20 protein-coding genes and 1 riboswitch are annotated in these 21,010 nt (G+C 42.8%); of the genes, 8 read left to right on the top strand and 12 right to left on the bottom strand.

The annotated features are described in order from the left end of the window. Nucleotides 1-121 precede the first annotated feature (121 nt). The 4 genes from ppiD (at nt 122) to hda (ending at nt 4,918) form a co-directional block, all read left to right on the top strand. A complete protein-coding gene (gene ppiD / locus DK415_RS00215) occupies nt 122-1,969 on the top strand; it encodes a peptidylprolyl isomerase (protein WP_109431928.1) in 1,848 nt (615 codons plus the stop codon). 126 nt (nt 1,970-2,095) lie between these two features. Beyond that, on the top strand, nt 2,096-2,722 hold the full coding sequence (upp, locus tag DK415_RS00210) for a uracil phosphoribosyltransferase (RefSeq protein WP_006719274.1): 627 nt from the start codon (nt 2,096-2,098) through the stop codon (nt 2,720-2,722). A gap of 132 nt (nt 2,723-2,854) precedes the next feature. Further along, nucleotides 2,855-4,099: a nucleobase:cation symporter-2 family protein gene (locus DK415_RS00205; RefSeq protein WP_109431927.1), complete on the top strand. Its 1,245-nt coding sequence runs from the start codon at nt 2,855-2,857 to the stop codon at nt 4,097-4,099. Nucleotides 4,100-4,213: 114 nt separating this feature from the next. Then, nucleotides 4,214-4,918 carry a DnaA inactivator Hda gene (gene hda / locus DK415_RS00195; RefSeq protein ID WP_109431926.1) on the top strand — a complete coding sequence of 235 codons (705 nt, stop codon included), beginning with the start codon at nt 4,214-4,216 and terminating at the stop codon, nt 4,916-4,918. A 6-nt stretch (nt 4,919-4,924) separates the two neighbouring features. Here the strand turns inward: hda and DK415_RS00190 are convergent, their stop codons facing one another. The 10 genes from DK415_RS00190 to lspA form a co-directional block, all read right to left on the bottom strand. Further along, entirely contained in the window at nt 4,925-5,377 is a 453-nt protein-coding gene (locus tag DK415_RS00190) for a methyltransferase family protein (protein ID WP_109431925.1), read from the bottom strand. A gap of 56 nt (nt 5,378-5,433) precedes the next feature. Next, a complete protein-coding gene (locus tag DK415_RS00185) occupies nt 5,434-6,048 on the bottom strand; it encodes a YfgM family protein (RefSeq protein WP_109431924.1) in 615 nt (204 codons plus the stop codon). Nucleotides 6,049-6,057: 9 nt separating this feature from the next. Continuing rightward, the gene (gene hisS / locus DK415_RS00180) at nt 6,058-7,335 is read right to left on the bottom strand and encodes a histidine--tRNA ligase (protein WP_109431923.1); all 1,278 of its coding nucleotides are present in this window, start codon (nt 7,333-7,335) and stop codon (nt 6,058-6,060) included. 25 nt (nt 7,336-7,360) lie between these two features. After that, a complete protein-coding gene (gene ispG / locus DK415_RS00175; RefSeq protein WP_109431922.1) occupies nt 7,361-8,464 on the bottom strand; it encodes a flavodoxin-dependent (E)-4-hydroxy-3-methylbut-2-enyl-diphosphate synthase in 1,104 nt (367 codons plus the stop codon). A 10-nt stretch (nt 8,465-8,474) separates the two neighbouring features. Further along, entirely contained in the window at nt 8,475-9,521 is a 1,047-nt protein-coding gene (locus DK415_RS00170; protein ID WP_109431921.1) for a RodZ domain-containing protein, read from the bottom strand. Between the two features lie 215 nt (nt 9,522-9,736). Beyond that, on the bottom strand, nt 9,737-10,288 hold the full coding sequence (gene pilW / locus DK415_RS00165; protein WP_109431920.1) for a type IV pilus biogenesis/stability protein PilW: 552 nt from the start codon (nt 10,286-10,288) through the stop codon (nt 9,737-9,739). A gap of 24 nt (nt 10,289-10,312) precedes the next feature. Next, nucleotides 10,313-11,467: a dual-specificity RNA methyltransferase RlmN gene (rlmN, locus tag DK415_RS00160; RefSeq protein WP_006719285.1), complete on the bottom strand. Its 1,155-nt coding sequence runs from the start codon at nt 11,465-11,467 to the stop codon at nt 10,313-10,315. Between the two features lie 238 nt (nt 11,468-11,705). Continuing rightward, the gene (locus DK415_RS00155) at nt 11,706-12,224 is read right to left on the bottom strand and encodes a SprT family zinc-dependent metalloprotease (RefSeq protein ID WP_109431919.1); all 519 of its coding nucleotides are present in this window, start codon (nt 12,222-12,224) and stop codon (nt 11,706-11,708) included. A gap of 22 nt (nt 12,225-12,246) precedes the next feature. Beyond that, the gene (gene ispH / locus DK415_RS00150) at nt 12,247-13,191 is read right to left on the bottom strand and encodes a 4-hydroxy-3-methylbut-2-enyl diphosphate reductase (protein ID WP_109431918.1); all 945 of its coding nucleotides are present in this window, start codon (nt 13,189-13,191) and stop codon (nt 12,247-12,249) included. Then, nucleotides 13,188-13,688, bottom strand: a complete 501-nt coding sequence (gene lspA, locus DK415_RS00145) for a signal peptidase II (protein WP_109431917.1) — start codon at nt 13,686-13,688, stop codon at nt 13,188-13,190. The genes ispH and lspA overlap by 4 nt, the downstream gene beginning before the upstream one ends. A 177-nt stretch (nt 13,689-13,865) precedes the next feature. Next, nucleotides 13,866-13,953, top strand: a riboswitch (TPP riboswitch). Between the two features lie 71 nt (nt 13,954-14,024). Here lspA and DK415_RS00140 point away from each other — a divergent pair. The 4 genes from DK415_RS00140 to DK415_RS00125 are packed head-to-tail and all read left to right on the top strand — an operon-like array spanning nt 14,025 to nt 17,112. Beyond that, complete coding sequence (locus DK415_RS00140; protein WP_109431916.1) at nt 14,025-14,747, top strand: ABC transporter ATP-binding protein; 723 nt, start codon at nt 14,025-14,027, stop codon at nt 14,745-14,747. Continuing rightward, nucleotides 14,744-15,490, top strand: a complete 747-nt coding sequence (locus DK415_RS00135; protein ID WP_109431915.1) for an ABC transporter permease — start codon at nt 14,744-14,746, stop codon at nt 15,488-15,490. Before DK415_RS00140 ends, DK415_RS00135 begins: the two co-directional genes overlap by 4 nt. Before the next feature lie 8 nt (nt 15,491-15,498). Beyond that, entirely contained in the window at nt 15,499-16,146 is a 648-nt protein-coding gene (gene tenA / locus DK415_RS00130; RefSeq protein WP_109431914.1) for a thiaminase II, read from the top strand. Between the two features lie 18 nt (nt 16,147-16,164). Continuing rightward, entirely contained in the window at nt 16,165-17,112 is a 948-nt protein-coding gene (locus tag DK415_RS00125; RefSeq protein WP_109431913.1) for an ABC transporter substrate-binding protein, read from the top strand. A gap of 68 nt (nt 17,113-17,180) precedes the next feature. On the opposite strand, the gene ileS is transcribed toward DK415_RS00125, so the two are convergent. Together ileS and ribF are read right to left on the bottom strand one after the other, a co-directional pair. After that, nucleotides 17,181-20,003, bottom strand: a complete 2,823-nt coding sequence (gene ileS, locus DK415_RS00120) for an isoleucine--tRNA ligase (RefSeq protein WP_109431912.1) — start codon at nt 20,001-20,003, stop codon at nt 17,181-17,183. A 39-nt stretch (nt 20,004-20,042) separates the two neighbouring features. Beyond that, nucleotides 20,043-20,981 (bottom strand): bifunctional riboflavin kinase/FAD synthetase, encoded by a 939-nt coding sequence (ribF, locus tag DK415_RS00115; protein ID WP_109431911.1) that lies wholly within the window; start codon nt 20,979-20,981, stop codon nt 20,043-20,045. Between the last annotated feature and the right edge of the window lie 29 nt (nt 20,982-21,010).

Below are 21,010 nucleotides of genomic sequence, written 5' to 3'. Positions count from 1 at the left end.
CATTTTTTAAAAGCCAAATTATCGTCGAATAATTTGGCTTTTTTTATTTTGCTAGTGCGTGTAAAGGCGCTTTAGATTATAATCGTGCAAATTTTTGCTTTATTTTTATAGGATACGTTTCATGGTAATGGAAAAACTACACGGGGCCTCAACTAACTGGGCTTCCAAGTTTCTTTTTGGTTTTATTACTGTCACATTTGTTATCAGCTCGATGGCGGGTTATCTTTATACCCGAGTGGATAACTCAGCAGCAAAAGTGAACGGAGAAGAAATTTCACAACAAGCGTTTCAAAATCAATACAATATTGCATCACGTAATTTAACGCCTCAAGAAATCGATTCACCTGCACAAGTGGCCAATCTTAAACGTCAAGTACTTGCTTCTTTAATTGATCAAGAACTACTACGCCAATACGCTAACGAACTTAAATTAGGTGTTAGCGATGCACGTATTAAACAAGAAATCGTCACCACGCAGACTTTCCAAAATAATGGCAAATTTGACAATACGCTATATCAACAAACACTACAAAATAATGGCATTTCTGCTGAAACTTATGCCGGTTATGTTCGCGAAGCATTACGCCTAGAACAATTACAAAGCGGTTTAGGCACTACTACCTTTATCGTCCCTGCTCAACAAGAAAAATTAGCAAAACTTTTCTTCCAAAGCCGTCAAATTCGTTTAGCAAATTTATCTTTAGCTAATGAAATTGCCAAACAAGAAGTTAGCGATGAAGAAATTCAAGCTTACTATGATGCACACAAAGCTGAGTTTACGATTCCGGAAACCGTAAAAGTACAATACCTCGACTTATCCGGCGCGGCGATGGAGAACAATATCAACATTACTGATGTAGAAATTGCACAATATTATCAAGATAATAAACCTCAATTCACGACCCAAGGACAACAACGCTTAGCCCATATTCAAGTAAAAACAGAACAGCAAGCACAAGATTTATATCAACAGCTACAAAATGGCGCTAATTTTGCAGATTTGGCAAAAAATCACTCGATTGATCCAACCAGTGCAGAGCGCGGTGGGGATTTAAGCTGGGTAAGTGCGGGTGAATTTCCAAAAGTTTTTGAAGATGCTGCAAATGCCTTAGCTGTTGGTCAATATAGCCAACCGGTAAATCTTGACAATCACTACCATATTATTTTGGTGGAAGAACGCAAAGAGCCACAGTTACAACCATTAGAAAGCGTAAAAGCGCAGATCGCGGCACAAATCCGTCAAAACTTAGTCAATACACAATTTTATTCCGTTGAAAAACGTGTTGCAGAAAAAGCATTTGAAGATCCTTCTTCATTGAATGCGGCTGCAGAAGTAGGCGGTGTTAAAGTACAAGAAACGGCATATTTTTCTCGTGATGATATTCCTGCTGAACTGAATTATCCTAATGTCGTTTCTGCGGTTTTCGATTCTGATCTTTCCCAAGGCGGTAGCAACTCTGAACCGATGAACGTGGGTGAACAACATTCTGTCGTCGTTCGTGTGCTTGATCATAAACCTCAAAGCATCAAAACATTAGATGAAGCCAAAGCTGACATTACCGCACATTTAAAACATCAAAAAGCAGAAGCAGTCGTATTAGCTCAAGCAGAACAAATTGTCCAAAATTTATCTGAAGGCAAGTCTGTTGAAGGCGTAAAATTTGGTGCAGAACAAACTTGGGTCTTTGCCGAAAATAAAGATCCTGTGTTAAACAATACGGTATTTTCTATGGCGAAGCCGGAAGAAGGTAAAACTACCTATAAAGCCGCTAGCAATGCAAATGGTGATGTCGTTATCATTGCATTAGATAAAGTGGTTGATGGCAAATTAACCGAACAAGAGCAAAAGCAATTTGCCGTGCAAATTGAGCAACTCTCTCAAGTGAGCTTACAAAACAGTTTATTAAATGCACTACGCACTAAAGCGAAAATTGAGATAAACGACTCATTTATTAACCAAGAGCAATAATCAAGCGTAATGCCTATGATGTCATAGGCATTATTTTTGAGCTAAATTTGAGAAGCAACAGGCTTTGATATATTATTCCGCGATTTATTTTTTCGCGGCGAACCGTCTAATATTAAGGAGATAAAAATGAAATTAGTTGAAGTCAAACACCCTTTAGTGAAACACAAATTGGGTTTAATGCGCGCAGCAGAAATTAACACGAAAAAATTCCGTGAATTGGCAACAGAAGTCGGAAGTCTATTAACTTATGAAGCGACATCCGATTTAGAAACGGAAAAAGTCATTATTGACGGTTGGTGCGGTCCGGTTGAGATTGACCAAATCAAAGGTAAAAAAGTCACTGTTGTACCGATTCTACGTGCAGGCCTTGGCATGATGGACGGTGTGTTAGAGCACGTTCCAAGTGCGCGTATCAGCGTTGTCGGTATGTACCGTAATGAAGAAACCCTTGAGCCGGTACCTTATTTCCAAAAATTAGCCAGCGATTTAGATGAACGTTTAGCTATCGTTGTTGACCCAATGCTAGCAACCGGTGGTTCCATGATTGCAACCATCGATTTGCTCAAACAAAAAGGGTGTAAACACATTAAAGTCTTAGTATTAGTTGCCGCACCGGAAGGTCTTGCTGCATTAGAAAAAGCGCATCCGGACATTGAATTATACACCGCGGCAATTGATGATCACTTAAACGAAAACGGTTATATCATTCCGGGTTTAGGTGATGCAGGAGATAAAATTTTCGGTACGAAATAATCCTGAAACCGGAAATTTTATTAACACGTTAGGCGGATTTTTATCCGCCTCTTTTGCGGTCAAAAGAAATGAAAATGTTTCGAAAAATGACCGCACTTTTTAAGTTAATTCAGACAGAGAGTTGAAACTTACATGACACATACAACACAAGCTCCAATTACGGAGCAACAGAGTTCCGTTAAACAAGCATTTGTGGGTTTACAAATGCTATTCGTTGCCTTTGGTGCATTGGTTTTAGTACCGTTAATTACCGGATTAGATACCAATACCGCCTTGCTCACCGCCGGTATCGGTACTTTATTATTCCAACTTTGCACCGGCAAACAAGTGCCGATTTTCTTGGCATCTTCTTTTGCCTTTATTGCCCCGATTCAATATGGTGTCGCCACTTGGGGTATTCCTGCCACAATGGGCGGTTTAGCCTGTGCAGGCTTGGTTTATTTAGCGCTGAGTACATTAGTCAAATTACGTGGTGCTGCGGCATTAGAACGCATTTTTCCTCCTGTGGTCGTAGGCCCTGTTATTATTATCATCGGTATGGGCTTAGCGCCGGTCGCCGTCGATATGGCACTCGGTAAAAATAGCGCTTACCAATACAATGATGCTGTTTTAGTGTCTATGGTAACCCTCATCACAACCTTATGCGTGGCCGTCTTCTCCAAAGGTTTAATGAAACTTATCCCAATTATGTTCGGTATCACCGTCGGTTATGTTCTATGCCTTTTCATGGGGCTCATTAATTTCCAACCGGTTTTAGATGCACCTTGGTTTAGTTTGCCAAACATCACCACACCTGAATTTAAATTGGAAGCCATTTTATATTTACTGCCAATTGCCATTGCGCCCGCCGTGGAACACGTAGGCGGCATTATGGCGATTAGTTCCGTCACCGGCAAAGACTTCATCAAAAAACCGGGCTTACATCGCACTTTGTTGGGTGATGGTATCGCAACGAGCGCAGCATCATTATTAGGTGGTCCACCAAATACCACTTATGCAGAAGTCACCGGTGCGGTCATGCTAACCCGTAATTTCAATCCAAATATCATGACTTGGGCGGCAGTCTGGGCAATTGCTATTTCTTTCTGTGGAAAAGTCGGTGCCTTTTTATCTACCATCCCAACCATCGTGATGGGCGGTATCATGATGTTGGTATTTGGCTCCATTGCTGTTGTGGGTATGAGCACCTTAATCCGCGCCAAAGTCGATGTCACCGAGGCACGTAACCTTTGCATCATTGCGGTGGTCATGACATTTGGTATCGGTAACATGTTCGTTGATGTCGGCGGCGTGTCCTTAAAAGGGATCAGCCTTTGTGCCGTGGTTGCCATCATTTTGAACTTGGTATTACCTAAAGCGAAAAACGAAGCCGCATAAAACGCATATGTAACAGTCATTAGCGGAAAGGAAAAATATCCGCTAATGACTTTCTAATTTTAAAAATTTCGTTTATTCTTACCGCACTTTATTTCAGCATTTTCGGTATTTGATTTGAGCGAGCCATATTTCCAACTTCCTCTCCCCATTCATCAATTTGATAATGACACCCTGGAAAATTTCTACGCGGAAAACAATCAGCTTCTGCTCAGCTCGCTACAAAAAAACTTTTCCCAGCTCAGCCAACCTTTTTTCTATCTTTGGGGTCAGCGCGGCTGTGGAAAAAGCCATCTGTTAAAAGCCATTTGCCATCATTACTTAACGCATCAACGACCTGCGCTATACGTGCCTTTGAATAAAGCACAATATTTCTCTCCGGCAGTACTGGAAAATCTAGAGCAACAAGAATTAGTGTGTTTGGATGATTTACAAGAAGTGATTGGCAATCCGGATTGGGAAGTGGCTATTTTCGATTTAATTAATCGAATCCGAGAAACTGGAAAAACGCTTTTAGTGATCAGCGCGGATCAATCGCCGACCAATTTATCAGTACATTTACCGGATTTAGCTTCCCGCCTTACATGGGGCGAAGTGTATCAATTAATGCCGTTAAATGATCAACAAAAAATAGCTGTCTTACAACTGGCCGCACATCAGCGCGGTATTGAATTACCTGACGAAACCGCCAATTTTCTCTTCAAACGTTTAGAACGGGATATGAAAACCTTATTTAATGCGTTAGAAAAACTCGATCAGGCCTCATTACAGGCGCAACGTAAACTAACGATTCCCTTCGTTAAAGAAATTTTATCTTTATAATTGCTGTCACAACCATCTACGCGTACGCTGGCAATAGTCTGTAAACGTAGCCCCAAATAAACGCTTGAGTCCCTCTTCCTCCGGTTTAATTTGAAACTTGGTGACATACCAAATAAATAACCCCACGCCAAACAACGCCGACAGTGAGCCGAGATAAACCATCCAAGCCAATAAAATAAAAACAAGGCTGAGATACATCGGATTTCTACTCAAGCGATAAATGCCACCGGTGACTAATTGAGAAGCCGTTTCAAGTTGAAAGGGATTCAAGGTTGTTTTCGCCAATAAAAACTGCAAAACACTGGCTGCCCCAATGAGGCAACCCATTCCGCCGAATACAATCACCAACCACAAAGAAGAGGGAAATTGCAAAACAGGCGGAAGGAATTTCATCAACAATGCACAAAAAACAAAAATTAATGGCGGTGGAACAGGGATGTGGCGTTTATTCGATGTCATGGGAATTCCTTATTCAGGGCAAAAGAAAGGCTTGGGAAAACCAAGCCTCAAAAAAACTATAAATTATTTAACCGCACTTGAATGAGTTGTTGCTCTAACGGCGTAGCATTCTGTTGGGCTTGTTGATAAGCGCTTTTCGCGGCATCCTTATCGCCTTTCGCCAACTGAATATCGCCGACCAACATATTCTTAGCGCCATTCCAAGCCTGATCTTTCACTAACTTCAAACTTTCCAACGCAGGATCAAATTGCTCAAGTTGGAATTGCACCGCAGCCAAACGTAATGCACTGACAGAAGATAAAACATCATCCGTTGATTGTGCTACTGCCTGTTTTAACGCGTCTTCAGCCTGTACAAAATCTTGATTCTCTACCGCAATCTTTGCTTTATCTAACAACGCTAACACCGCATAGCCGGTTTTCTCATTATTTTTAATAAATTGAGAGAACTGCTCTTCTTGTGCTTTCGGATCTTTTGCATAGTTAAACAACACTTGCTCATACTCGGCAGAGGCATTGTGGATTTTCTGTAACTGATAAGATTGCCAATAGTTCCAGCCGAACACACCGCCGAAAGCAATCACAAAACAGACAATAATAAACTTATAGTTTTCTTGCCACCACGCTTTAATCGCACTGAGTTCTTGTTCTTCTTCAATGGTATACGCCATGTTTTTTCCTTATTTGAATGTGTTTTGAATATGATTGATGATATCGCTTAATGCCACAACCGCTTGTTCACTATGTTGCAACAAGTTTTTGACCACCACTTGTTGGTTTTTAACTTCATCCTCGCCGATGACTAAGGCTAACTTCGCACCACTTTTATCGGCTCGTTTAAATTGTTTTTTGAAATTCCCACCACTGCAGTGTAAAAGCGTACGTAAGTGCGGTAATTCTGAACGAAGTTTTTCCGCCAAATTAAAGGCTGCTACGGTAGTGCCTTCGCCTTGATAAACGATGTAAATATCCACCGCACTTGGCAAGGTAATCTGTGTATTCACTTCCTGTACTAACAGGACCAAACGCTCCAAGCCCATAGCAAAGCCAACACCACTTGTGGCATGACCGCCTAGCTGTTCAACCAACCCATCGTAACGACCACCGCCACAGACGGTACCTTGTGCGCCTAAAGCAGATGTCACCCACTCAAACACCGTTTTATTGTAATAATCTAAGCCACGCACCAATTTTTGATTGATTTCATATTGAATCCCTAAACTATCAAGCAAGGCGCATAATTGCGCAAAATGCTCACGGGAATCATCGTCAAGATAATCATGTAATTTCGGTGCATCATTTAACACCTCTTGAACACGTTGATCTTTACTGTCCAAAATCCGTAACGGATTGGTGGTTAAACGACGCTTGCTGTCCTCATCTAAAATATCAATGTGATTTTGTAAAAAATCGACTAAGGCTTGACGATAATTTTTGCGCGCCTCTAATGAACCAATGGAGTTTAGTTGAAGCGTCACATGATCAAAAATGCCTAAATCCTTCCATAAACGGGCGGTTAAGGCGATAAGCTCCGCATCAATTTCCGGGTTAGGAATTCCAAAAATCTCTACACCCACTTGATGGAACTGACGATAACGGCCTTTTTGCGGACGTTCATAACGGAACATCGGCCCCATATACCATAAGCGTTGTTCTTGGTTGTACAACAAACCGTGCTCAATACCGGCGCGAACACAACCTGCCGTGCCTTCCGGACGCAAAGTCAAACTTTCTTCATCACGGTCATCGAACGTAAACATTTCTTTTTCCACCACATCGGTGACTTCACCGATAGCGCGGGCGAATAACGGTGTGCTTTCCACAATTGGCATACGGATTTCCGCGTAACCATACGCACTTAAAACCGACCGCACTTTATTCTCAACCCATTGCCATAGTGGGGTTTCTGTTGGTAAGCAATCGTTCATTCCACGAATTGCCTGAATAGTTTTTGCCACAATAACTTCCTGTGTTTATTAAAAATTAAAGAATACGATTTTTAGGATCTTGCTGCGCAACACGAGCGCGGATTTTTGCTTCTAATTGATTAATCAAATCATCGTTATCAAAACGCTCTTTCTGGCGCTCACCGTCAAGATAATAGCCGCTTTTCTTATTACCACCGGTGACACCTAAATCAGACACCAACGCTTCTCCAGGGCCATTGACGACACAGCCGATAATTGACACATCCATCGGCGTAATAATATCTTCCAAACGTTGTTCCAGCGCATTGACTGTGCCAATCACATCAAATTCCTGACGGGAACAAGTTGGGCAAGCAATAAAGTTAATGCCACGAGAACGGATACGGAGTGATTTTAAAATGTCAAAACCGACTTTGATTTCTTCTACAGGATCCGCAGCTAAAGACACCCGTAACGTATCACCAATACCTTCAGCCAATAACATACCTAACCCGATGGCAGATTTCACTGCACCGGCACGCGCACCGCCGGCCTCGGTAATACCTAAATGCAAGGGCTGTTTAATGGCTTTCGCAAGTAAACGATAGGATTCCACCGCCAAATACACATCGGAGGCTTTAACGCTCACTTTAAATTGATCGAAGTTCAAACGATCTAAAATCTCTACGTGACGCAATGCCGATTCCAACAACGCTTGTGGCGTCGGTTCACCGTATTTTTCCTGAATGTCTTTTTCCAGTGAACCGGCATTCACCCCAATACGAATTGGGATATTTTTATCTTTCGCGCAATCTACTACGGCGCGAATACGATCTTCACGTCCGATATTGCCCGGATTGATACGCAAGCAGTCCACACCATATTCAGCGACTTTCAACGCAATGCGATAATCAAAATGAATATCAGCGACTAATGGCACGCTTACTTGCTGCTTGATTAATTTGAAGGCTTCCGCGGCTTCCATCGTCGGCACGGACACACGCACAATATCGGCACCCACGCGCTCTAACGATTTGATTTGCGCGACAGTGGCTTCAACATCGGTAGTTCGTGTGTTGGTCATAGACTGTACTGCAATCGGTGCATCACCACCGATGGGTACATTCCCTACATAAATTTTCGTGGATTCTCTACGATGAATTTTTGGCTTTTCTAACATTATTCGCCCATTATTGAGGTAATTTAAATTTTGCGACACGCCCGTCAAGTGTTAATGGGAAAGCTTCGCCTCTATAAATAATTTTGACATTCCCCGGAGCACCGATAATTAAAGAATAAGGCTCTTCTTCGTTGAAACTTAACACATCGCCTTGCTTATATTCTTTTTGTGCTAACACCTTACGATTTTTGTCTTTCACACTGATCCAGCAATTACCGATCACTTCAATGTATAAATTATCATTTGTCGCGACCGCAGAAACATTTGGATTTTCCACCGCACTTTCAGTTGCGGAAGATGTTGTAGGTGTAGTTGCAGCTGCAATTTCCATTGGTGAACTTTCAGGCATGGCTGCCGTTTGCTCTGCACCGTTGATTTTGGTCATTTCCGATTGCAACACATTTGCCGGTGCGACTTCTGTTTCAACAACTACTGGTGCCACAACCAAATTCTCTTGCGGTTTAACTTCAACAGTAGCCTCAGTCGATACTGGTTCAACAAGATGATTTTCTGCCTGACTGATTGGCTGCGTGACCACAGACACATTCTCAACATTGGTTACTGCAGCTGGCGCTTCTGCTGACAATTGGGTGTAAGAATTCACTAAGTTATCGCGCTCTGCATTAGATTGCTTATAGTTTTCCCACCACCACATGACCGTCATACCAAGAACAACCAATACAACTAAAGCACTAAAATAACCAACCCAACGATTATGAGAAGAATATCGATTAACGGAGTTCGTTGCTCGTGCATTTTTACCCAAGTCATTCTTCTGTTCATCACCAAAATCAATCACATTCAGCCATTCATGGTCTGCAATTTTAAGAAATTTTGCATAGCTACGCACATAACCACGAACAAAGGTCGCGGGCGTTGAGCGATGAATAAATCTGTTATTTTCAATATCTTGAAGAATTGAAGGACGTAATGCAATAGCTTGAGCGACAGATTCCAATGAAAGATTTAGAGCTTCTCTTGCCAAACGAAACTTATCACCGACAGTGATTTCTTGTGCATTATTTTGCGCTTCTTGAATTGTTTTAGGTGTATTCATAGGAATGGTATTTTTAGCTAAAAATTAAGTGCTAAAGTTTAAGGTGGTAAGGCTGGTTTTGCAACAGTTATATGGCGTTATTGTTATCTGACATGGAAATTGTCACACTGTACAAAATCAATTTTAAATGGCATTTTCACCTATTTTAGGAGAACAAAAGCAATCTCAAAATAATGGGCTAAAAACACCGACAAAAATGACCGCACTTTGATCGGCTATTTAGCGCGTAACGCTAATTTCTTTGCCCGTTCCGGTTCCATTTTTTCAAGTATTAACAGATTTTCCTGATAAGCCGTTAAATCCTTTGCTGATAAAGCACAGAGTGCAAGATTTTCGTAAGTATCAGTCTGCCGATAATAATTAGGCGCCTTTAATGCTTTATGGAATTGCTCATAGGCGGCAGAATATTTACCTTGCAAACAAAGAAAGGTACCGAAATTGTTGAAAACATCACCTTGTTTTTTATCTAACTTAATGGCAGTCAAATAGGCTTGTTCTGCCTGAATCACATCGCCCAGCTGCTGATAAAAATAAGCGCGCGCCGCATGTACTAAATAATAACCTGGCGCATAAGAAATCGCCCTGTCTAAATTTGCCTTTGCTTGGTTGTGATCCCCTTGCTGCAAATAGCCTAATGCCAATTCAACACGGGCTTTTGCTGCTTGTTGTTTATCAAAATCAGATGAAACTTGTTGGGAAACACAGGCAGAAAAAAGAAAGGGGAAAATAAACGGTATGATTCGAGTAAAGAACGAGAAATGAACCATTTATTTTCCTCCGAGTTTGAATGGTTACTGAACTTGAACGGCAATCGCCTCACCAAAACGTTTTTTCTGCGCAGTACGTTTGGTTCGGTCAATCACATCACCGGCTAATTGCCCGCAGGCAGCATCAATGTCATCGCCACGGGTTTTGCGTACAATCACCGTTAAACCGTATTCCATCAAGGTTTTTTGGAATCGGTCAATACGCGTATTAGAACTTTTCGCATAAGGCGCTTCCGGGAACGGGTTCCATGGAATCAAATTGATTTTACATGGCGTATTTTTTAACACTTCCGCTAATTGATGCGCATGTTCCACATGGTCATTCACATGATCCAACATGACATATTCGATCGTCACTTTGCCGTGGTTGGCGTTGGAAACACTTAAATAGCGATTCACCGAATCAATCAAGGTTTTAATATTGTATTTTTTGTTTAGTGGCACGATTTCATCACGCAATTCATCGTTTGGTGCGTGCAAGGAAATCGCTAATGCCACATCAATCATTTTGCTTAAATTATCAAGCGCCGGCACCACACCTGAAGTGGATAATGTCACGCGACGTTTAGATAAACCGTAAGCGAAATCATCCAACATAATTTCCATCGCCGGCACCACATTCGCCACATTCAATAGCGGTTCGCCCATGCCCATCATCACCACATTGGTAATCGGGCGCACGCCGGTCACACCGAAATTACCGATAATTTTCGATGCGCGCCATACTTGCCCAATAATTTCCGACACCGTTAAATTACGGTTGAAGCCTTGTTGTGCGGTAGAACAAAAAGTACAAGCCAATGCGCAACCAACCTGTGAAGAAACGCATAACGTTGCGCGATCCGCTTCCGGAATGTACACGGTTTCCACTTGCTGATCGCCGACCTGCATCGCCCATTTAATCGTGCCATCGGCAGAACGCTGTTCCACCGCCACTTCCGGCGCTTTAATTTCTGCCACGGACTTTAATTTTTCCCGTAACTTTTTATTTAAATTGGTCATATTGTCGAAATTATCTTCACCAAAATGGTAAATCCATTTCACCAACTGATCGGCGCGGAACGGTTTTTCACCTAATTCGGCAAAAAATTCACGCATCTGCGCACGGGTTAAATTCATTAAATTGACTTTTTTTGCCGGTTCGGCAACAGCTTGTGCTGATACTGTTTGTTCTGACATGGAGCCTCGTTATTACACATTACGGCGGATACCGAAATTTCTTGGTTATATTTTAAACAATAGAAAAAATAAGGGTGCGATTGTACTGATTTCGGTTTCATTAATCTAGCGATTTTGTATGCGCCATACAAACGTTCAGAAAAATGACCGCACTTTTTTGTGAAGTCGATCGAGAAACGAGAAAAAAGAAGGTGTTTTTTAAAGGGAATGAGTCACAACGACGTAATAAACGGAACTGTCAATTTTCTTCATTTTCCAGCCCAATCCAATTTAATTGGGTTTTACATTTTCGACAGAAATACACCGCACTTTCACGCTGAATTTTATTATGACGACGGATACTGAGCTTATGTGTTTGACAAGCACAACGGTATGTAAAGGTTTTTCCCTGCACGGAGGATAAATCAAATTGGTGGTAAGTTTCCGCAGGCAAATGGAATATCTCTTGCATCACAAATTGCCATTCTTTGCCGTGAGGTTGCACATGGCCGTAATGCTGATAAACCACAATATGGGCCAACTCATGCAATACCACTTGCTGAATAAATTCTTCCGAATTTTCCAACAATAAAGTGCGGTTAAAATTGATGGTATTTCGTTGCAAATAGGCAACACCAGCCTTGACACCTTTTAATTCATAATGAATTTGAGGAGGTATAAAAACTTGTTTGAAATATTCTTCCGCCACCTGTAAACCATATTGAATACGGCGGAGAATTTGCATTTTTACAATGCGAAAATGATGTTCAGTTTGCATATCGACAAGGTGCAATTAAAAACTAACTCACCTCTTTTACCCGCAATTCTTTTGGCACTTCAAAGAACATATTTTCTTCGAGCCCCTGTAATTCTTCTACATCCGTGACGCCAAATTCTTTCATACGAACAATCACTGATTGCACTAATTCTTCCGGCGCGGAAGCACCTGCGGTGACACCAATGGTTTGCACGCCGTTAAACCAATCCGGCTGAATATCATTCGGATCATCAATTAACTTAGACGCCACCCCCATTCGAGAAGCCAACTCAGCCAAACGGTTAGAGTTCGAGGAGTTTTTGGAGCCTACCACGACCACCAGATCCGATTGTTTTGCTAGTTCACGCACTGCCTGTTGACGGTTGGTTGTGGCATAACAAATGTCGTTTTTATGCGGGCCTTGAATCGCAGGATATTTTTCTTTTAACGCGCTGATGGTTTCTGCCGTGTCATCTAAAGACAGCGTGGTTTGCGTCATAAAGGTTAAATCATCGTTTTGAGCCACCGGCAAATTAGCAATATCTTCGATGCTTTCAATGAGATAAATGCCGCCCTCTTGGTTGCCGTATTGCCCCATGGTGCCTTCCACTTCCGGATGGCCTTTGTGGCCGATTAAAATCGCTTTCGTCCCTTTTTTACTGGCACGCGCCACTTGCATATGTACTTTGGTCACCAACGGACAAGTTGCATCAAAGACTTTCAAGCGACGATCTTTGGCTTCTTGGCGTACTGCTTGAGATACGCCATGGGCGGAGAAAATGACTATCGCGCCGTCCGGCACTTCACTCAGTTCTTCGACAAAAATGGCACCGCGTTCGCGTAACCCATTCACCACAAAACGATTATGCACCACTTCATGACGGACATAAATCGGCGCACCATGAATTTCCAACGCCAATTCAACAATACTGATGGCACGATCGACACCAGCACAAAAACCGCGTGGATTGGCTAAAATTATCTTCATTTTTGACCGCTCTTTTGTTTGTTTTTATCGCCTTTAAAGGCATCTAATGCGAGTAAACCGGCGCCGATACAAATGGCAATGTCCGCCACATTAAACACCGGATAATGATAAATATCCCAATAAAAATCAAAGAAATCCACCACAAAACCGTTGTAGGCACGATCCACCATATTAGCAAGTGCACCACCAATAATGAGCGCGTAGGCGGCATTTTGTAATGTTTGATCAGCACGATTTTTCTTCATGAAATACGCCAGCATCAGAGAAATACCAATCGCCAACAGAATAAAGAAATATTTTTGCCAACCATCATGATCTGCCAAAAAGCTGAATGCCGCGCCATAATTGCGCACATAAGTGAGATTAAACACCGGCAAAACATTCACGCTTTCATACAAATCAAATTTTTGTACCACGATATATTTCGTCAGCAAATCAAGCAAAAAAGCGACCGCACTTAGCCAGAGAAAAGAGAGTCCGGATTTTTGTTGGGACATAGTTTTTCCTAAATAAAATCATTATCAAAATTAGGTCGCCATTCTAGCACAAGGCAAGGTTTTATACAGAAAAACTGATTTGAAACATCATGAAAGAACAGAATTTCTCTATGACGGGGATCACAAAATTGAACAGCGCAATTTGTTTTTCCTGCTCTTTTTCGATAGACTTTGCGCCATTATTAGTCGGGGTGCCATTGGCTGAGATAATACCCGTGAACCTGAAACAGTTAACACTGACGTAGGAAACTAAATCATGTCTATATTGCCATTCTTTTTAAAAACATTCTTAAAATCCACCGCACTTTTCGGCCTCTCGCGCTAAGTTAGCCTGCGATGTATTGCCTTGATATCCAACATCTATGCTTGCAATTCGATCACAAGCCATTGTTTGTCGATCTTCATTTTCGTGTAGAACAAGGGGAATGGGTTGTGCTACTTGGGCGCTCCGGTGTAGGGAAATCCACCTTACTTCGCGCCATTGCAGGCTTGGAAAAAACCGCAATTACCCAAGGGCATATCCAATTTTCCCCTCACACCAAAGCGGCTTGGTTGGCACAGCAAGACAGTTTATTCCCATGGCTTTCTGTGTTGGATAACGTGCAGTTGGCGCAGCACCTTAGCAGTCAGAAAAATGCCAAAACCCAAGAGAAAGCCAAAGAACTATTACATGCCGTCGGCATGGCGGATCATTGGCATAAACCTTGTTATCAACTTTCCGGTGGACAACGCCAACGGGTGGCATTGGCGCGCACTTTAATGCAAGATGCCGATTTAATTTTAATGGATGAACCCTTTTCCGCCTTGGATGCGGTCACCCGTTTACAGTTACAAAATCTTGCCTGTGAACTACTGAAAGAGAAAACTGTGATTTTGGTGACCCATGATCCGCAAGAAGCCATTCGTTTAGGGGAAAAAATTTATGTGTTGCAAGGTCAACCGGTACAAATAAAACAGGTTGCCCAATTGGATGCCATAAAACCCCATCAGCTAAACCAAGAGGCGCTGTGGGCGCTGCAAAATAGACTTATCGAAGAATTAATGGCGGAGCCAACATGAAGAAAATCGCCCGTCTTATCTTATTAAGCGCCCTGTTCATTGCGTTCTGGCAAGGCATTATCAGTCTGTTTGATGTGCCGCCCTATTTATTGCCAACCCCACTTGCTGTATGGCAACGATTAATGACGCAAGCGGACTTGCTCTTCATGCATGCCCAAATTACCTTGCTGGAAATTTTGTTAGGCTTAGTTTTCGGTTTTCTATTCGGGCTATCTTCTGCGCTACTGCTTACTCTTTCCCGTAAAATCTCGGCTTTCTTAATGCCATTATTAGTGATTTCACAAGCCATTCCAGTGTTTGCCATCGCACCATTGCTCGTATTATGGCTCGGTTATGGCATGACCTCTAAAATCACTATGGCGATTTTGATTATCTATTTTCCCGTCACGGCAGCCTGCTATGACGGCCTACGCAACACACCGAAACCCTGGCTTCAACTTGCCCAAACCTTGCGTATTTCACCTGCGGCAATGCTATTTAAAGTGCGTTTACCGGCGGCATTGCCCGCATTGGCGTCGGGATTACGCATTGCCGTCTCCATTGCGCCCATTGGCGCCATTGTGGGGGAATGGGTCGGTTCTTCGGAAGGCTTGGGCTATTTAATGCTACAAGCCAATGCCCGCATGCAAATCGACTTGATGTTTGCGGCGCTATTTTTACTTTTACTCATGGCGCTTTGCCTGTATTTCGTCGTGGATAAATTACTGCGCAAAGCCCTGCCGTGGGTAAGTTATGTGCATTAGGAGGAAAAATGCTCAACCAACTGATTAAAAACGCCCAGCCTTATTGGCAACAATATATAGAACATGACTTTGTCAAACAATTGGCAAATGGCTCGTTGCCGCCCGAATGCTTTCGCCATTATTTAAAACAGGATTACCTTTACCTGTTTCATTACAGCCGTGCGTTTGCCTTGGCTATCTTTAAAGCCAAAAACTTTAGCCAAATGGAAATACCTCGAAAAAGCCTGGACAGTATTTGTCAGGAAATTCAATTGCATTTGGCCTATTGCCGAAAATGGGGCATCAGTGAAGCGGAAATATTTGCGACCCAAGAAAGCGCTGCTTGTGTTGCCTATACCCGCTATTTATTGGATTGCGGTGCTACCGGCGGTTTAGCGGAAATTTATGCGGCCATTACGCCTTGTGCCGTAGGCTACGCACAAATCGCACGCTATATCACAGAAAACTACCCACGCTTAGCCAATAATCCGTATCAAACCTGGATCGATACCTATGCTTCGGAGGCTTTTCAGCAAGAAGCGGAAGAAACATCCGCCTTTTTGACCGCACTTTGTGCCGACTTTACCCCGACTCAACAAAATCATATTCAACACATCTTTACGACGGCCACCCGCATGGAAATTGCCTTTTGGCAAATGGGCTTGGATCTCGCTTAACCACAAAAAGGAGCTACTATGAAAAAACACATTCTTTCAACATTGATTATCGGCGCGCTTTCGCTTAGCGTTCAAGCCGCTGAAAAACAAAAACTATCTTTAATGCTGGATTGGTTTGTCAACCCGGATCACGCGGCGTTGATCGTCGCACAGCAAAAAGGTTTTTTTGCCGAACATAATCTGGAAGTGGATATTATTGAGCCTGCCGATCCATCGCTACCGCCTAAATTGGTCGCCGCCGGCAAAACAGATTTAGCCGTAGATTATCAACCACAACTGCATATTCAAGTGGATGAAAAACTACCTTTAGTGCGTATTGCGACATTGGCAGATTCTCCGCTAAACAGCTTGGTCACGTTGGAAAACAGCGGCATCAAAACCTTAGCGGATTTGAAAGGAAAGAAAATCGGCTATTCCGTTAGCGGTTTTGAAACGGCGCTGTTGGATGCCATGTTGAAGTCAGCTAATTTAAGTAATAAAGATGTCCAACTGATTAACGTGAATTGGTCTCTCTCCCCTTCTTTAATTAGCAAACAAGTGGATGCGGTTATCGGCTCGTTCCGCAATTTTGAATTGAATCAATTAGCCATTGAAGGTTATCAAGGCAAGGCATTTTTCCCTGAACAGTATGGCGTGCCAACCTATGATGAATTAATTATCGTCGCCAATAAAGACAAGATTCATGAAGCGAAATACAAAGATTTTGTCAGCGCGCTACAACAAGCCACGGATTACCTCAACGCACACCCGGAAGAAAGTTGGCAGCTTTTTGTCAGCTATAAACCAGCAGAATTGGATAACGAACTCAACCGTCGAGCTTGGAAAGACACGCTGCCTTATTTGAGTAAACAACCGGGCAGCTTTAATAAAGCGAACTATGAAAAAATGGCGGACTTCATGTTGCAACAAGGATTATTGAAGTCCAAAATGGCGATAGAACATTACGCTACGGAGCTGAAAAAATAAGTAAATGCTTTACGATCAAAAAGTGCGGTCAATTTTGACCGCACTTTTATTTAGGCTCTACTACATGATTAAGCGAAACGTCTCACTTCGCCGTTACCTGCAACGTTTTCTACGCAACGCGGGCAAAGTGTCGGATGTTCCGGATTCACGCCGATTTTGTCGGAATAATGCCAACAACGTGGGCATTTTTCGCCTTGAGAACGGGCAACACTTACTGCGATGCCATCTAACTCACCGTTAGCCACATCTGCCGGTTTGTCTGCTAATGCTTTCACTTCCGCTTTTGAAGTAATCAACACGAAACGTAATTCATCGCCTAATTGCTCTAACAACGCACGATATGCATCGTCAGCATAAACAGTCACTTCCGCTTCTAAGCCACCACCGATGACTTTGTCGTTACGAGCAATTTCTAATACGCGGTTCACTTCGGAACGTACTTTAATCAATTGTTGCCAATAAGCATCATCTAATTTTTCGTTCGCGCCTAAGCCGAATAAGCCTTCGTAGAATTCTTCAGTGAAGACGAATTCTGCACGTGCAGTTGCCGTTTGTGGCAAGTAGCCCCACACTTCATCCGCCGTAAAGGAAAGAATTGGTGCCATCCAACGTACCAATGCCTCTGCAATGTGCCATAAGGCGGTTTGGCAGCTACGGCGCGCAAGGCTGTCCGCTTTGGTGGTGTATTGACGGTCTTTGATAATATCAAGGTAGAACGAGCCCATTTCCACCGAACAAAAACGCATTAAACGTTGTACCACGGCGTGGAATTGATAGTTATCGTACGCGTCTTTGATTTCGTTTTGAGCGTCTAATGCACAAGCCACCGCCCAACGATCCAAGCTCATCATTTCTTCCGGTTTCACTGCATCACGTTGTGGATCAAAACCGTTTAAGTTCGCTAATAAGAAACGTGCCGTGTTACGAATACGACGATAGCTGTCCGCCGCACGTTTTAAGATTTCATCAGAAACGGTCATTTCACCGGTATAGTCGGTAGAAGCCACCCATAAACGTAAAATGTCGCCACCGAATTTATCCATCACTTCTTGTGGCGTCACGATGTTACCGATAGATTTTGACATCTTACGGCCTTGACCATCCACGGTGAAGCCGTGGGTTAATACTTGTTTGTATGGTGCTTTGTTGTCTGTCGCGGTAGAAAGCATTAAAGAAGACATAAACCAACCACGATGTTGGTCGGAACCTTCCAAATACATATCGATATCTTGACCATTAAATTCCAGACGATTCGCTACCACAGAAGAATAAGTGGATCCTGAGTCAAACCATACGTCAAGAGTATCAGGCACTTTGCGATAGGTTTCTGCGTCCGCACCTAATAATTCTTTTTTGTCTAAATCCCACCATGCTTGAATACCGGCTTTCTCCACGCGTTTAGCCACTTCCTCAAGCAACTCTAAAGTACGTGGGTGTAATTCTTCGGTTTCTTTGTGCACGAATAAGGTCATTGGCACGCCCCAAGTACGCTGACGGGAGATACACCAGTCCGGGCGGTTTTCCACCATTTTTTCTATACGTGCTTGACCCCAATCCGGAATCCAGCGAACTTGTTTGATTTCACCTAAGGCTTGTTGGCGTAAACCTTGTGTTTCCATGCCGATAAACCATTGCGGAGTCGCACGGAAAATAATCGGGGTTTTATGGCGCCAGCAGTGTGGGTAGCTGTGTTTGATTTTCTCCACTTTTAATAAGTTGCCCACTTCTTGCAATTTTTCAACAACCAATGGATTGGCTTCAAATACGCCTTTACCTGCAAAGAATTCAGTGGTCGAAATAAACTTACCGTCATTAGATACAAGACCCGCCATTGGTAAATTATATTTTTGTCCTACAATAAAGTCGTCCAAACCATGATCCGGTGCAGTGTGTACTAAACCTGTACCGCCATCGGTAGTCACGTGATCGCCTAAAATCACCGGCACAGTGAAATCATAGAACGGATGGTTAAAGCGTACTAACTCAAGCGCTTGACCTTTTACGGCCCCTAAAATTTCAACGTGTTCTACACCCACGGCTTTCGCCACAGATTCCACTAATTCAGCGGCTAAGATCACACGCTCATCACCAAGTTGGACTAGGTTGTAGTCTAATTCTGCATTTACCGCAATCGCACGGTTAGATGGCATTGTCCAAGGCGTTGTTGTCCAAATGACTGCAGATAATTTGCCATGGCCTTTGCCTACAGCGTTAAATTTCTCTTCAATTTCTACCGCACTTACCGCCGGGAAACGAACATAAATGGACGGAGAAACTTTGTCTTCATATTCCACTTCCGCTTCCGCTAAAGAAGAGCCGCAATCCAAACACCAGTGCACCGGTTTGGATCCTTTGTATAAGTGGCCGTTAGCAATCACTTTGCCAAGCGTACGAATAATGTGTGCTTCGGTATCAAAGTTCATGGTCAAATAAGGGTTATCCCAATCGCCCAACACGCCTAAACGGATAAAGTCTTTTTTCTGCCCTTCTACCTGTTCCGCGGCATATTCACGGCATTTCGCCCGGAATTCGGCCGCAGAAATTTTCTCATTTGGTTTGCCCACTAAGCCTTCTACTTTTAATTCAATCGGCAAACCGTGACAGTCCCAACCCGGAATATAAGGCGAGTCAAAACCTAATGCGGTTTTGGATTTCACGATAATATCTTTCAGAATTTTATTTACGGCATGGCCGATATGAATGTTGCCGTTCGCATACGGAGGGCCATCGTGCAAAATAAAGGATTTTTTGCCTTTTGAGGTTTCACGAATTTTTTGATAAAGGTTTTTTTCATACCAGTTTTTTAACATCACAGGCTCGCGCTTGGCTAAATCACCACGCATTGGAAAGCCCGTTTCAGGGAGGTTAAGGGTATTTTTATAATCAGTCATTTTATATTCCAGTGTTATGTAAAAATTAAAATTTGTGTTCTATAAAGTGCGGTCAGTTTTGAAAACGTTTTTCGCCGTTTCCACGTCCTTCGCAATTTGTGCTTTTAAATCGTCAAAAGAGGGAAATTTCATTTCATTGCGGATTTTATGACAGAGTTCTACATCCAACCATTGACCATAAAGATCGCCTTGAAAATCGAATAAATGCGCTTCTAATAATTGATTCACACCGTTAATGGTCGGGCGGGTGCCGATGTTCGTGACCCCATTAAAAAACGCGCCGGATTTTAACCGCACTTTGACGGCATACACGCCTTTGACCGGATTCACCTGACGATGCAAGCGAATATTCGCGGTCGGAAAGCCGATGGTGCGACCAAGCTCATTGCCATGAATCACGCGACCTAAAATGCGATAAGGACGTCCAAGTAATTTTTCCGCCAACGTTAAATCATCATTCGCCAACGCCTCGCGGATCGCTGTACTACTGATTCTCAATTCATCTAAGCAAAAGCTACGGCTATCTTCTACAGTAAAACCAAACTTTTCCCCAGCTTGTTGCAACAGTGCAAAATTACCTTGGCGTTTGGCACCAAATTTAAAATCATCACCAATGCTTAAAAATTTCACATTTAATTTGCGTACCAGCCAATCTTCAATAAATTGCTGCGCCGGTAAATTGGCAAAAGTGCGGTCGAATTTTGCCACAATCACCATGTCCACGCCTGCCTGTTTGAGATAACGCAATTTATCGCGTAAACGCATTAAGCGCGCAGGGACATTTTCCGCACAGAAATACTCGCGTGGCTGCGGTTCAAACAACATCACCACCATGGGTAAATGCAACTCATCGGCTTTTGTCCGCAAATGACGCAAAATGGCTTGATGTCCCAAATGCACGCCGTCAAAATTGCCGATAGTCAACGCGCAAGCGTGCAAATTTTGCGGTAAATTTCCCAAGCCACGAATCAGCTGCATTGTTAAATTTGTTCCATTTAATTTCAGTG

The organism is Aggregatibacter segnis, assembly GCF_003130075.1.
Lineage (GTDB): Bacteria > Pseudomonadota > Gammaproteobacteria > Enterobacterales > Pasteurellaceae > Aggregatibacter > Aggregatibacter segnis_A.
This window is presented reverse-complemented; position numbering and strand designations above follow the sequence as displayed.

What these genes read in the sequence shown, in the direction of transcription:
- ppiD (WP_109431928.1), top strand. Translation starts at nt 122, where the DNA reads ATGGTAATGGAAAAACTACACGGGGCCTCAACTAACTGGGCTTCCAAG.
- upp (WP_006719274.1), top strand. Translation starts at nt 2,096, where the DNA reads ATGAAATTAGTTGAAGTCAAACACCCTTTAGTGAAACACAAATTGGGT.
- DK415_RS00205 (WP_109431927.1), top strand. Translation starts at nt 2,855, where the DNA reads ATGACACATACAACACAAGCTCCAATTACGGAGCAACAGAGTTCCGTT.
- DK415_RS00190 (WP_109431925.1), bottom strand. Translation starts at nt 5,377, where the DNA reads ATGACATCGAATAAACGCCACATCCCTGTTCCACCGCCATTAATTTTT.
- DK415_RS00185 (WP_109431924.1), bottom strand. Translation starts at nt 6,048, where the DNA reads ATGGCGTATACCATTGAAGAAGAACAAGAACTCAGTGCGATTAAAGCG.
- ispG (WP_109431922.1), bottom strand. Translation starts at nt 8,464, where the DNA reads ATGTTAGAAAAGCCAAAAATTCATCGTAGAGAATCCACGAAAATTTAT.
- DK415_RS00170 (WP_109431921.1), bottom strand. Translation starts at nt 9,521, where the DNA reads ATGAATACACCTAAAACAATTCAAGAAGCGCAAAATAATGCACAAGAA.
- pilW (WP_109431920.1), bottom strand. Translation starts at nt 10,288, where the DNA reads ATGGTTCATTTCTCGTTCTTTACTCGAATCATACCGTTTATTTTCCCC.
- rlmN (WP_006719285.1), bottom strand. Translation starts at nt 11,467, where the DNA reads ATGTCAGAACAAACAGTATCAGCACAAGCTGTTGCCGAACCGGCAAAA.
- DK415_RS00155 (WP_109431919.1), bottom strand. Translation starts at nt 12,224, where the DNA reads ATGCAAACTGAACATCATTTTCGCATTGTAAAAATGCAAATTCTCCGC.
- ispH (WP_109431918.1), bottom strand. Translation starts at nt 13,191, where the DNA reads ATGAAGATAATTTTAGCCAATCCACGCGGTTTTTGTGCTGGTGTCGAT.
- lspA (WP_109431917.1), bottom strand. Translation starts at nt 13,688, where the DNA reads ATGTCCCAACAAAAATCCGGACTCTCTTTTCTCTGGCTAAGTGCGGTC.
- DK415_RS00140 (WP_109431916.1), top strand. Translation starts at nt 14,025, where the DNA reads ATGTATTGCCTTGATATCCAACATCTATGCTTGCAATTCGATCACAAG.
- DK415_RS00135 (WP_109431915.1), top strand. Translation starts at nt 14,744, where the DNA reads ATGAAGAAAATCGCCCGTCTTATCTTATTAAGCGCCCTGTTCATTGCG.
- tenA (WP_109431914.1), top strand. Translation starts at nt 15,499, where the DNA reads ATGCTCAACCAACTGATTAAAAACGCCCAGCCTTATTGGCAACAATAT.
- DK415_RS00125 (WP_109431913.1), top strand. Translation starts at nt 16,165, where the DNA reads ATGAAAAAACACATTCTTTCAACATTGATTATCGGCGCGCTTTCGCTT.
- ileS (WP_109431912.1), bottom strand. Translation starts at nt 20,003, where the DNA reads ATGACTGATTATAAAAATACCCTTAACCTCCCTGAAACGGGCTTTCCA.
- ribF (WP_109431911.1), bottom strand. Translation starts at nt 20,981, where the DNA reads ATGCAGCTGATTCGTGGCTTGGGAAATTTACCGCAAAATTTGCACGCT.